The sequence below is a fragment of the Actinoplanes sp. NPDC049598 genome (assembly GCF_040675435.1).
In the GTDB taxonomy this organism is placed as follows: domain Bacteria; phylum Actinomycetota; class Actinomycetes; order Mycobacteriales; family Micromonosporaceae; genus Actinoplanes.
This window is the reverse complement of the sequence record NZ_JBFAOX010000004.1, coordinates 105,639-117,541: the sequence shown is the minus strand read 5'-3', so window position 1 is coordinate 117,541 and position 11,903 is coordinate 105,639. Positions and strand designations below refer to the sequence as shown.

The 11,903-nt window shown below is 72.0% G+C and carries 8 protein-coding genes; 3 read left to right on the top strand and 5 right to left on the bottom strand.

Annotated elements, in window-relative coordinates; translation table 11 throughout:
• Window positions 1–236: 236 nt before the first annotated feature.
• Genes AB0J66_RS11920 through AB0J66_RS11910 form a run of 3 tightly spaced genes read left to right on the top strand, consistent with a single transcriptional unit; the run spans window position 237 to window position 4,237 of the window.
• Window positions 237–1,484 carry a DUF6271 family protein gene (locus AB0J66_RS11920; protein WP_364658912.1) on the top strand — a complete coding sequence of 416 codons (1,248 nt, stop codon included), beginning with the start codon at window positions 237–239 and terminating at the stop codon, window positions 1,482–1,484.
• Window positions 1,477–3,081: a GNAT family N-acetyltransferase gene (locus AB0J66_RS11915; RefSeq protein WP_364658910.1), complete on the top strand. Its 1,605-nt coding sequence runs from the start codon at window positions 1,477–1,479 to the stop codon at window positions 3,079–3,081. The genes AB0J66_RS11920 and AB0J66_RS11915 overlap by 8 nt, the downstream gene beginning before the upstream one ends.
• Window positions 3,074–4,237: an MFS transporter gene (locus tag AB0J66_RS11910; RefSeq protein ID WP_364658908.1), complete on the top strand. Its 1,164-nt coding sequence runs from the start codon at window positions 3,074–3,076 to the stop codon at window positions 4,235–4,237. The genes AB0J66_RS11915 and AB0J66_RS11910 overlap by 8 nt, the downstream gene beginning before the upstream one ends.
• Window positions 4,238–4,337: 100 nt before the next feature.
• On the opposite strand, the gene AB0J66_RS11905 is transcribed toward AB0J66_RS11910, so the two are convergent.
• The 5 genes from AB0J66_RS11905 to AB0J66_RS11885 all read right to left on the bottom strand — a co-directional run bounded on the left by AB0J66_RS11905 (window position 4,338) and on the right by AB0J66_RS11885 (window position 11,829).
• Window positions 4,338–5,321, bottom strand: coding sequence for a methyltransferase (locus tag AB0J66_RS11905; protein WP_364658906.1), 984 nt, complete (start codon window positions 5,319–5,321; stop codon window positions 4,338–4,340).
• A gap of 20 nt (window positions 5,322–5,341) precedes the next feature.
• On the bottom strand, window positions 5,342–7,687 hold the full coding sequence (locus AB0J66_RS11900) for a glycoside hydrolase family 9 protein (protein ID WP_364658904.1): 2,346 nt from the start codon (window positions 7,685–7,687) through the stop codon (window positions 5,342–5,344).
• A 111-nt stretch (window positions 7,688–7,798) separates the two neighbouring features.
• Window positions 7,799–9,265: an alpha/beta hydrolase gene (locus AB0J66_RS11895; RefSeq protein WP_364658902.1), complete on the bottom strand. Its 1,467-nt coding sequence runs from the start codon at window positions 9,263–9,265 to the stop codon at window positions 7,799–7,801.
• 33 nt (window positions 9,266–9,298) lie between these two features.
• Window positions 9,299–9,946 carry a DUF5825 family protein gene (locus AB0J66_RS11890; RefSeq protein ID WP_364658900.1) on the bottom strand — a complete coding sequence of 216 codons (648 nt, stop codon included), beginning with the start codon at window positions 9,944–9,946 and terminating at the stop codon, window positions 9,299–9,301.
• Complete coding sequence (locus AB0J66_RS11885) at window positions 9,943–11,829, bottom strand: RiPP maturation radical SAM C-methyltransferase (protein ID WP_364658898.1); 1,887 nt, start codon at window positions 11,827–11,829, stop codon at window positions 9,943–9,945. Before AB0J66_RS11885 ends, AB0J66_RS11890 begins: the two co-directional genes overlap by 4 nt.
• Window positions 11,830–11,903: the final 74 nt, after the last annotated feature.

The window sequence follows — 11,903 nt, the reverse complement described above, 5'->3', positions numbered from 1 at the left end:
CCCGGGGTCGGATGCCGCGGCTTGACTCCCGGCGATCCGGCTCCGGCGGCGGGCCCGGCCGCCAGTTCCGGAACCGGCGCCGACCAGCGATTCCGTAGTTCCTGTGAATCGTGACCTTGCCGACCGACGGGTCGGCCATTAGGTTCACCGCGGCTTTCACATCGTCGGGTGTAAATAGAACCCGGCTTCGGCCGAATCGCCATTCCGGCACGGAGCCCATTTCATCAGGAGCAGACGTGAACGACGGGGACGACAACCAGCGGATCTGCCTGGCCCTGCCGACCAATCGGGAGTGCGCCGCGACGCTGGCCGAGGTCGTCGCCGAGGCGGACCACGCGGCCCGCATCGGCGCCGACGTGCGATTGCTGGTGCTGGACTCGTCGGACGAGTTCGAGGCGCACGCCGGCGTCCTGGCCGGCCGGGCCGGCGTCCACCACCTGGACGAGAATCGCCAGCGGGACTTCCTCCAGCGGGTCATCGCGACGGCCGGCGTCGCGAAGCCCGATCTGATGCTCGACCTTCTGCTGCCGGGCGGGCTCTCGTACGGCGCCTGCACCAACCGTGCGTTCCTCGTCGCGGCCGCCCTGGGCTGCACCTCGGTGCATCGGCGCGACTCCGACCTGTATTTTCAGACCCAGGCCGGACGCAAGCTGTTCCCCGTCGAGGTGGAGCTGGCCGCGCTGGGCCGGGCCGCTCGCGACGTCGTGACCACCGAGGACCAGCTCGACCCGGCCCGCCGGGACCGGACAGTCCAGATGGTCGGGGCGTCGTTCGTCGGCGACATGTCGGTCGACATCGAGGACATCCGGGGCCATGAGGCCTACTACGATCTGGTCAGCCTCTGGGCCGCGGTGGGCAGCACCGAGCCCGAGAAGCGCGCCCTGGTCGAGGAGTCGTTCACCGGCAGTGCGCCGTTCGACGTCGACCGCTCGACCTTGGCCGTGGTCGATCCGATGCGGGTCGACATGCACAACATCGCCTTCCACACACTGCACGAAAAGGTGCCGTTACCACCGGCCACGGACACGATCGGCAGTGACTATTTTCTCATCCACGTGGCCGCCCGGGCCGGGCTGCCCGGTGTTCTGCACAATCGCCACATCGTCAATTTCCACACCGCCGAGCGGAAAAGTGACGAGGGGTTCCTGGCTTACCAGATGCGGTTCGCCAAGTTCATTCTCTCGATGTACTACTTCCATTACATCTATGAGCGGATGACCACCGACGACCCGGCCGACATCGCCGCCATCGTCCGGGCGAGCACCTGGCAGCCGCGCGAGCCGAACGAGGCGAAGGCCGACCGGATGGAGAAGGCGTACCGGCGCCTCGGCGGGCGGTTCACCGCCGTGGCCGACCGGATCCGCGAGCAGCGCGACGCCCTGCTCATCGAGGCTCGCCGCGACATCGACGACTACGCGCTGCTCATCGACGCGTGGGCCGACCTGATCGCGGCGGCCAAGGTGACCCGGGTCAGCGATGTCTGACCCGGCGCATCTGCGGGCGGCGCTGGCCGCGGCCGACGGCGACCGGATCGTCTACGACCTGACCGGCATCGAGACGCAGTACCAGCGGCTGCGCGAGGAACTGCCCGGCGTCCGGGTCCGGTTCGCGATGAAGGCGTGCCCGGTCGACGACGTGCTGGCCGCCCTGGCCGGCCTCGGATCGGGCTTCGACGCCGCCGGCCCCGGCGAGATCGGGCAGGCGCTGCGGACCGGCGTCGATCCGCGGCACGTGCACTACGGCAACACCGTCAAGTCCGACGAGGACATCCGCGCGGCGCTGCGGATGGGCGTGACGACCTACGCCACCGACTGCGCCGAGGACGTCCGGGCCATCGCCCGGCACGCCCCGGGCAGCCGGGTCTTCTGCCGCGTCTCCACCACCGGGGACGGTGCGGTGTGGGGACTCGCCGGCAAGTGCGGCAGCGACGACCCGGTCGCCGTGCTGGCCGAGGCCCGCGCGCTCGGGCTCGTACCGGTCGGCCTGTCGTTGCATGTCGGCTCGCAGCAGATGACCGCCCGGGCCTGGGAGATCGCGCTCGGCTCGCTGGTGCCGGTCATCCACGACCTGGCCGGGCGCGGCATCCGACTCGAGCACGTCAACCTCGGCGGCGGGCTGCCCGCGCTCGGCCATCCCGGCCTGGAGCCGCCCGTCGCGGACATCTTCGCGGCGATCCGCGCCGGCATGGACCGGCTGCGGGCGGCGGCCGGCGGCGACCTGGGCTTCGTCATCGAGCCGGGCCGGCACCTGGTCGCCGACCACGGCGTCATCCGGGCCCGGGTCGTGCGCCTGACCGTACGCCGGCAGGCGTGGCTCTATCTGAGCTGCGGGCGGTTCAACGGGCTCTACGAGGGCGATCTGCTGCGATACCGCCTCGAGTTCCCGACCCGCACCGGCGGCCCGCTGGTGCCGGCGGTGATCGCCGGCCCCAGCTGCGACAGCGACGACGTGCTGGCCGGTGCCGAGCCGGTTCCGGTGCCGGCCGACCTTGTCTCCGGCGATCCGGTGTGGATCCACGCGGCCGGCGCCTACGCCGTCAGTTACGCCACGGCCGGCTTCAACGGCTTCGCCCCGCTGGCCGCCCAGGCCGTACGGGCCGAGCGGGTACGCCCGGTCGAGCCCCGCGACTGGACCGCGATCAGCTCGCTGGAGGCCGGCGCGTACGCGCGGGCGGGCCTGTCGGAGAGCCCGGAGGCGCTGCGGTCCCGGGCCCAGCCGGCCACGTCGTTCGTTCTCGAGGCGGGCGACCGGATCGGCGGCTACCTGCTCGCCCTGCCGTACCCGCGGTTCCGCTTCCCCGATCTGTCGCGCCCCGAGAACGGCCCGTTCCCGTCGGCGAACCTGCACCTGCACGACATGGTGATCGGCGCCGAGTACCGCGGCCGCGGCTGGGGCAAGCGCCTGCTGCGCCACCTGGCCGACACCGCCCGCGCCGCCGGCTACAAGCGGATCTCGCTGGTCTCGGTGGACGGGACGGCCGGATTCTGGTCGTCGCGCGGGTTCCGCCCGCATCCGGAGGTCGCGCTGCCCGGGTCGTACGGATCGGATGCCGTCTACATGTCCCACGACCTCGATGGATAGGACCCCCATGTCGTTCCGCCGCTCCCAGTTGTCGATCGCCGCGCTGTTCGCCGCGCTCGGCTTCCAGTACTCGACCTGGGCCGCCCGCATCCCGGCCCTCACCGACCGGCTGCATCTCTCCCCCGGCGAGGTGGGCGTGTTGCTGCTGGCCGCCGGGGTGGGCGCGGTGGTGTCCTTCCCGATCGTCCCCCGGCTCATGGCCGCCCTCGGCTCCCGCCGGCTGGCCGTGGCGGCGGTCCTGGTGCTGGTGGCCGCGCTGGCCGGCCTGGCCGCCGCCCCGACCTATCCGGCGGCGCTGCTGGTGCTGCTGGCCGACGGCGTGGCGGTCGGCTGTCTGAACGTGGCGATGAACGCCCAGGGCGCCGAGCTGGAGAGCACCTCCGGCCGGACCACGATGGCCAAGCTGCACGCGACGTTCAGCGGCGGCATCCTCGGCGCGGCCCTGCTCGCCTCCGTGGTCACCTCGCTGACCGGCTCGGTGCTCGTGCATTTCACCGCGGCCGGCGCGGTGCTGGTCGCTCTGGTGCTCCTCGCCCGCCCGGCCCTGCTCCCCCACGACCTGCAGGCCCCGCCGAAGCCTACCGGTGACCGGCGGATCCGGACGCCCGCGGTGCTCTGGCTGGGCCTGGCGATGTTGCTGGCCACCGTCACCGAAGGGGCCATGACCGACTGGTCGGCGCTCTACCTCAAGGATGTGGCCCACGCCGCGGACCACCTGCTGCCACTGGGGATCGCGGTCACCTCGGGCATGATGCTCGTCGCCCGGCTGTTCGCCGACGGGTGGCGAGACCGCTGGGGCGACAGGCGGGTGGTCCTGGCCGGCGGCACGCTCGCCGGCGCCGGCCTCGCGCTGGGCCTGCTGGCCGGCGGGGCCTATCCGGCGCTGGCCGGCTTCGCCTGCGTGGGACTGGGCATGGCCGCGGTGAGCCCGTGCCTCTACGTGGCCGCCGCCCAGCACGGCCCGGCGGCACTGACCACAGCCGCCGCGATGAGCACGACGGGCCTGCTGGCCGGCCCGCCGGCGATCGGCTTCATCGCCGAGGGCACCAGCCTGGCCTGGGGCCTGGGGGCCGTCGTGCTGACCGCTTGGCTGACCGCGCTGATCGTCCTCCCGCTGCGCTGGCCGTCGAGGACGCCGACGCCCGCGGCGGCCTGAGCTCCGTCAAGCCCGGCCGGCCGCCGAAGGCCGGCCGGGCCACCGGGGAGAGATCCAGGCGCCCTTCAGCCGGGCCCCGGCCGCCTCACGGGCGCCTTGGTCAGGCCGGCGCCGCCTCGATGACGCCGGAGGGCGGAGGCAGCGCGGTCAGGCCGCTGAAGCGCCAGCCGGTCTCGGTCAGCCAGGCGGTCACCTCGTCCACCTGGTAGAGGTCGCCGCCGCTGATCACGAGGAACTCGCCGGCGCCGTAGCGGGCCGACGGATGCGGCGCCGGACCGGTGCGCCACCAGTCGACCAGCAGCAGGGTGGCGCCGGGCGCCGCGGCCGCGCGTAAGCGGCGGAAGAGCTCGGTTATCCGGTCGGGGGGAAGCAGATGCACGAGGTTGGCCACCAGGATCACGTCGTGCCCTGGCGGCAGGGGCGCTTCGAAGATGTCGGCGCCCACCGCGGTCAACCGCGGAACCGCTTGGCCGGCCACCACCGAGGCCACCTCGGGCAGGTCGATCAGGGTGGCGGTGAGGTTCTCGTACGCCGCCAGGATCGGCCGGGCGAACGTGCCGTAACCGCCGCCCACGTCGAGCAGCCGCCGGTGCCGGCCGAAATCGTACGTGCGGGCCAGGTCGGCCGCGGTCTCGGCGGTGACCAGCGCGACCGCCGACTCGTAGGCCTCGGTCTGGGCCTTGTCGAGCTCGGGGCGCACGCCCTGCCGGGTGCGGAACGCGCGGGTCGCGTCGGTCCAGGCCGGATAGCTGACCGTCTCCCAGTAGCGGGCGAGCGGCCGCAGGTCGACCGGCCCGCGCCCGCTGAGGAAGGCTTCGGCGTCGGGGGCGTTGCGGAAGCCGTCGCCCTCGCGCACCAGCAGTCCGGCCTCGGCCAGCAGGTCGGTCATGGCCCGGGCGCTGCGGTGCGGGATGCCGCAGCGGCCGGCCAGCTCGGCCGGGGTGACGGGCTCCGAGCCGGCCTCGGCGAAGAGGCCGACGTCGAGAGCCGCGAACACCGTCTTGGAGATCATGAATCCGCCGAGCAGGTCGATGACCCGCGCCGGACCGGGCGGCCCGTCCGGCGACTCGAACACCCGGGACATGGCACCTCCTCACAACGTCGTCAGCTTGCCGTGCAGGTGGCCCCGTTGACCAGGAAGGTGGCCGGTCTCGGGTTGCTCCCGCTGTACGAGGCGTTGAAGCCGAGGCTGACCGTCGCGCCGGGGGCCACCGAGCCGTTCCAGGACTGGTTGGTCACGGTGACGCGGGCGCCGGTCTGACTCCATTGACCGGACCAGCCCTGGGTGACCTTCTGGTTCCCGGGGAAGTCGAAGGCAAGGGTCCAGGCCGGCCACGCCGTCGCGCCGGTGTTGGTGATGGCCACCGCGCCGCTGAAGCCGGCGCCCCAGTCGTCGGTGCTGTACGCCACCCGGCAACCGGCGCCCGGCGTAACGGTCGGAGTCGGGGTGGGCGTCGGGGTGGGCGTCGGGGTGGGCGTCGGGGTGGGCGTCGGTGACGGCGTGGAGGGCGATGGCGTCGGAGTGGTCGTACCGTCGGGTTCCTGGCCCCAGATCCGCGTGCCCGCCTCGTACAGCGGAACCTTCGGATTCACCGCGGTCCCCGGCAGATAGGACGGATCGTTGGCCGGATCCCAGGTTCCCCCCTCGGCCACGCCGATCTTGAACTGCACCTCCATGCGGTACGCCGACTGGCCCGCCGGCGCGATCGTGTACCCGCCGCAGTTCACCTCGACGAACCAGATGTCGCCGGAGTACTGCTGCGCGGTGGCCGGCGCCGGGCAGCCCTGCGTGTAGCCCGGTGTGACCTGAAGCGTCCCGGTGCCTTCACGGCGGAAGTAGTACCGGTACGAGGATTTGGTGAGCGCCCGCGCCGGGAACGCCGACTTGTTGTAGATCATGACCTTGAGGGCGGTGGCGCGGGTCTCGTTCTGCATGACCGTGGTCTCCACGGTGATCTCGTCCAGGTCCGGCTGCTCGGGCGCCGGGAAGCCGGCCGCGGGCGCGCCGCCGTACTCGCCGTAGAGCCGGGCCAAAGCCGAGGTGAAGCCGGCGTTGTAGTCGACGGCCACCTCGTTCATCACGTAGTCGGTGCGGACGTCCTGGTAGGCGTCGTTGGGCGAGGACGGCCCGCCGACCAGGGCCCCGTACAGCACGTGCCTGGTGTTCGCCGGTGTGCTGCTGTTGTCCCACCAGGAGCCGTGGGCCGTACGGTGGTGGGGGTTCTGCGGGGAGTTGGCGCCGAAGCCGACCACGTAGCTGGACCCGCGCGGGTTGTCGCCGAGCGCGTAGTTGATCTGCCGGACCGCGAAGTCGTGGTAGCGCGCCTTGCGGACTGGGTCGGTGAGATGGTCGCTGTAGACCAGCGCGGCGAACGCGGTGTTGGCCGCGTACCGCAGCGATCCCCAACTGTCGAGCACCGCCTCACCGCCCGGCGAGTACCGCACCTTCTCGCCGTTGACCCCGACGGTCCACCAGTCGAGCCAGCGGTTGGCGTCGTCGGCGTACTTCTGCTTGCCGGTCAGGTTGGCCAGCAGCACGTACGCCCCGAACTGCTTGTTGTCCCAGGCCAAGGTCCACTTGTACGAGCGGGTCGTGCTCTGCGGCTCGGTGCCGAGCGCGTCGTACTCACTCTCGGCCTTGGCCAGGTACGCGGGGTCACCGGTCGCCCGGTACAGCCAGATGGCCCCCCACACCAGTTCGTCCTGATAGCCGCTCCAGGACTTGTAGAAGGCGGCGGCATCGGTGATGCAGTCGCTGTACGCCTTCCGGACCGTGTCGGCGAAGGTGTAGAGCTGCCGGGCGTGGGTGAGCAGCTTGTCGGCGTACGCCGCGTCGGTGGGCCGGAACACCATCGAGCTCGCCGCCATCGCGGCCGCCGTCTCACCGGCGAGGTCCGAGCCACCACAGCTGGCATCGATCTTGTACGCCGGGCGCGCCATCGGCATCACCTCGGCCGGCCCCCACCATTTGTGGTCGTCGTCGCCCTTGCCCACCTGCCCGTAGAGCACGTTGGCCGAGGGATGCGCCTTGATGAAGTAGTCGTTGGGCACCCGCAGGTTGTTGAGGAACGTGCCGAGCTGCCCCGACGCCGCGTACGCGTCCCGGTTCTCAACCGCGCCCCAGGCCAGCATCGTGGTCGTGAACGCCATCGGGAAACCGAACTTGACGTGGTCGCCGGCGTCGAACCAGCCACCGGTGAGGTCGAGCCCCACATCGGAGCCGTCCGTCATGGCCGCGTCGCCCCGCCACGACACCTGGCTCCAGGCGGGCTTCTTGCCGGCGATCTGGGCCTGATAGAAGAACATCGACTTCTGCAGCGCCTCGCCGTAGCTGAACGCCGGCGCCGCCACAGCCGGGCGCCCGCCGGGCCCGACGACGAACGCCGCCGCCGTGAGCACGACAGCCAGGGCCGCCACCGCGGCGCGACGGTACCAGGGATTCGACCGCATGAGGCCCGCCTTCGCCAATCGACACTCACCTATGGGAGCGCTCCCACCGTAACCGTGAATGCGGCCCCCTGTAAAGACGCCGCGCAAGTCAGGGCTGAGCCGGAGGGCGGCCTACTCCTCGTTGCCGGGGCACAGGCGGTCGTGGGCCGGGAGGTCACCGTCGGTCAGGAATGCTGTAGCGACGGCGTTCGCGCAGGTGTTGTCGCCCAGCAGATAGACACCGTGTCCGCCCTGGTCGACGGTGACGAGCGCCGCCCGCCGGCCCAGCGAGTCGCGCATGCCCCGCCCGGAGGTCCAGGGTGTGACCGGATCCCGGCGGTTCTGGAGCACCAGCACGCCCCGCGGGCCCGAGCCGGTGACGGTCACCGGTGGTTCCACCGGCCGGTTGGGCCAGAACGCGCACGGCCCCACGTTGGCCGGCATGCCCGCGGTCGCCGGGAACAACCGGCGGCTGAGCGCGGTGTTGCGGGCGTAGACGCCGACGTCGCGCGGCCACGACACGTCGCCGCACACCACGGCGTACTCGGCAGCGGTCGCGTTGTCGGCCGGCACCGCGGCCGCGATCCGGGTGGACGGCGGCGATGACGGGGTGGCCAACGCCTGCCAGGTCTGGGCCAGCGCCGGGAACGTCGAGTCGCTGTAGAGCGCCGTCCGCGTCATCTCCCGCAGCGTGTTTCCGTTGACCACCAGTCCGCCGGGCAGCGTGACCGGGGTCCGGTCCAGCCGGCCGGCGAGCGTCCGGTAGGTGGCGGCGACGTCGGCCGGCGTCGGTCCCAAGTGGTACGTGGTGTCTCGCGCGGCGGCCCACTCGGTGAAGTCGGGCAGCCGTTGCGCCACGGCCGGGGCCCAGGTACGGAACACGTCGTACCACACGAGCCGCGGGTCGATCGCACTGTCCAGGATGACGCGGCCGGTGTGCCGCGGGAACAACGTGGCATACACAGCGCCGAGGTAAGTGCCATAGGAATAGCCGAGATAGGACAGGGCCGGCTCGGCCAGCGCCTGCCTGATCCGGTCCAGGTCGCGGGCCCGGTTGGCGGTGGTGATGAACGGGAGCAGGTGACCCGACTGCTCCGCGCAGCCGCGGGCGGTCTCCCGGGCGTACTCCACGTTGCGGTCGATCGAGCCGTCCGGCGCCGGGTAGGGCCGGATCAGGTCGCGCGCGGTGCCCGCGGGGATGGCGCAGGTGACCGGCGAGCTGTGACCGGCGCCGCGCGGGTCGAACCCGATCAGGTCGAACCGCTCGCGGACCTCGGCCGGCAGGAGCGGGCCGAGCTGGCTCGGCAGCTCGAGGCCGGCGCCGCCCGGGCCGCCGGAGTTGAGCAGCAGGACCCCCTGGCGCGGGGCCGGGCCGGTGGCCGGGATGCGGGAGATCGCGACACTGATCTGCGGGCCGTCCGGCCGGCGGTAGTCCAGTGGGACGGGCACGGTCGCGCATTGCGTACGGGGGTCGCGGGGAACCGGAGTCGAGGGGCAGTCACCCCAGACGGCGACCGGCGCCGCCGCGTGGGCCGCCGATGGCAGAGCGGGCACCGCGAGGACGGCGGTGAGCACGGTCAACCAGATTCCGATACGCATCCTCAGCTCCCCCGTGGTGTTCTTGATGTCGCGTCAAACGGCCAGGGGCGGCGACGGCCAGCGGCGGATGCGGTACGGCGCCAGCCAGACGTGGTCACCGACCCGCAGGGCCAGCCCGGAGCCCCGAAGCCAGTCACGGACCGGTGGATCCAACCGGTCGATCCGCGGGCCGCCGGCGAGCAGCGGCAGAGCGGCCAGCACGCCGGCGTCGTCGATCACCAGCCGCTGGTGGCGCGCGGTCCGCCGGTCACGCACCTCGACGAACTCGTGGCCCTGCCGCCAGAAGCACTTGGCGAACGTGAACTTGCGCCGCCAGACGTCGGCGATCTCGTCCCCCTGGGCCGGGCCGAGCACCTGCACCGGCGGGAACAGGTGGCCGAGGAACAGGGGCAGGGCCATGCCGTCGGGCAGGCGCACCGTCCAGCTGACCACGATGCCCCACGCGGTGAGGTCGCGCACCAGCCCGAGCGCGCCGGCGACGCCGGCGCCGCCGTCCGGTGGCGGCCCGGCCAGGTCGACGATGCCGTCCAGCGCGGCGTGCCGGGCGCCGGAGCGGAACAGGGCGGCCACGTCGGGCCGTCGATCACCGTCGAGGGCGAGCGTGCTCAGCTCCATGCCGGGAAGATCCCGGACGACCGGCGAGTAGTCGCGGCGCAGGGTGAGCGTGGCCGGCGCGGTCACGGCGCCTGGTCCCGCGAGCGCAGCGGGATGTGCCCGCGGCGGGTCAGCTCCCGGTTGGTGGCCTCCGGCACGATGTGCACGTACTGACCGGCGTCGTCGAACACCAGGCCGTCGGCCTGCCATCGGGCGAGCAGCTCGGCGGTGGTCGCGGCCGGGACCGCCCGGCCGGTCTGCTCGCTCAGCTTCCGGGCCAGGGACTCGCTGGTGCGTGGTTGCTCGAGCAGGCGGAAGGCGGCCACCTCGACGGGGTCCTGAAGCACCCGCAGACTCCAGTCGAAGTCCGGCCGGGCACTGGTCAGCACGATCCGGTCGCCGAGGTCGCACTGGGTGAGCCGGCTGTCGTGGTGTGCCTCGCCCCACGCGGTCAGGGCGGCCGACAACCGCTCGGCCAGGTGGTCCGGGATGCCGCGGTCGGGAGCATCGAAGAGGTACGCGAGGTCGTTCAGCTCGGTGTCCGGCAGGTCGTAGATCACCGCGTACTGGGAGGCCGGGTGAATCGGGTCGAAGCCGAGCTCGCGCCGCTCGAAATACGGGCTGAACCGTTCGATGCCGATGCGTGAGCAGCCGGACGGCGGCGGCAGGTGGTACAGCGCGGGAAGCTGCTCGATGACCGCGGTGTAGTCGGTCTCCCGTTCGCCCGGGAACCCGTACAGATAGTTCCAGCTCACCGCCAGGCCGACCGTCTCGGCGTCGCGCAGCAGCCGCACGTTCTGACAGCCGGTGACACCCTTGTCCATGATCTTGAGAACGCGGCTGCTCAGGCTCTCGATGCCCGGCTGGACCAGCACGATGCCCGCGTCGTACAGGGCCTGGACCTGCGGCCGGCGCAGATTGGCCTTGATCTCGTAGTGGATGCGCAGGTCGAGGGCGCGCTCCTGCAGGCTGGGCAGGAACGAGTTCAGATACGCCATCTCGAGGATGTTGTCCACCACGATGACGTCGAGCACCCGGTGCCGGGCGGTCACCGCGGTGATCTCGTCGAGGAACACGTCCGGCCGCTTGCCGCGGAACTGCATGAAGCTGCCGTTGAGACCGCAGAACGTGCAGTGGTGCTTCTCGCCCCACCAGCATCCCCGGGAGCTCTCCAGCGTGATCTTGGGATCCGCCCAGTTCCGTACGATCGAGCGGTCGAACTGGTCGAAGTAGGCGGTGTAGTCCGGCGCCGCGATGCGGCCCGGCGGCAGGGGCCCGGCCGGCATGTCGTTCACCACCGACGTGCCGTCCGGCGCCCGGTGGCAGAGTCCGGCCACGTCGTCCAACGGCGAGCCGGTGACCAGCGCGTCTAGCAGAGCCGGGAAGGCCACCTCCCCTTCGCCCCGGACGACGTGGTCGACGAACGGGAAGTTGCGGTGGATCGCGCGGCCGATCGCCCCGTCGCAGTTGGCCCCGCCGAACACCGTGGTCACCGCCGGCGCGAGCTCCTTGAGCCGGCGCGCCGCCGCCAGCGACGCGGTGTTCTGCTGAAAGGTCGAGGTGAACCCGACCAGGTCGGGGTTGAGCTGCAGGATCCTGCCGGTCAGGTGCTCGATCGCGTCCGGGGCGAGCTCGTGCAGCCGGCGGGCCACCTCCCGCCGGTCGGCCGGCAGGCGGCCGGCGATCACCCGGTCGAACTCGTCGTTGCGCCAGCACCGGTCGCCGTACAGCGCCGAGGAGAACACCCAGTCGCCACAACCGGTGAAGTACGAGTCCTCGGCGAAGAACGAGTACTCGGCGCCGTCCAGGCCGATCTTCTCGCTGGCCCAGTCGACGAAGTCGAGGTTGGCGTACACCGTCTCGGTGACCGCGTCCGGCATCGTCTCGGCGATCCGGGTGCTGAGGATGCCGAGCGCCAGGGACGGCACGTCGACGGTGGCCCACGGCATGCTGACGAGGACTATGCGCATCGCGTCGCCGGTCCGGCGAAGAGGTCGGCCATGGCCAGGAACGTAACCGGCCCGCTGTCCCGAACTGGTGAGCC

Excerpts from the sequence above, each read along its gene's own strand:
- AB0J66_RS11915 (WP_364658910.1), top strand. The coding sequence starts at position 1,477 with ATGTCTGACCCGGCGCATCTGCGGGCGGCGCTGGCCGCGGCCGACGGC.
- AB0J66_RS11910 (WP_364658908.1), top strand. The coding sequence starts at position 3,074 with ATGGATAGGACCCCCATGTCGTTCCGCCGCTCCCAGTTGTCGATCGCC.
- AB0J66_RS11905 (WP_364658906.1), bottom strand. The coding sequence starts at position 5,321 with ATGTCCCGGGTGTTCGAGTCGCCGGACGGGCCGCCCGGTCCGGCGCGG.
- AB0J66_RS11900 (WP_364658904.1), bottom strand. The coding sequence starts at position 7,687 with ATGCGGTCGAATCCCTGGTACCGTCGCGCCGCGGTGGCGGCCCTGGCT.
- AB0J66_RS11895 (WP_364658902.1), bottom strand. The coding sequence starts at position 9,265 with ATGCGTATCGGAATCTGGTTGACCGTGCTCACCGCCGTCCTCGCGGTG.
- AB0J66_RS11885 (WP_364658898.1), bottom strand. The coding sequence starts at position 11,829 with ATGCGCATAGTCCTCGTCAGCATGCCGTGGGCCACCGTCGACGTGCCG.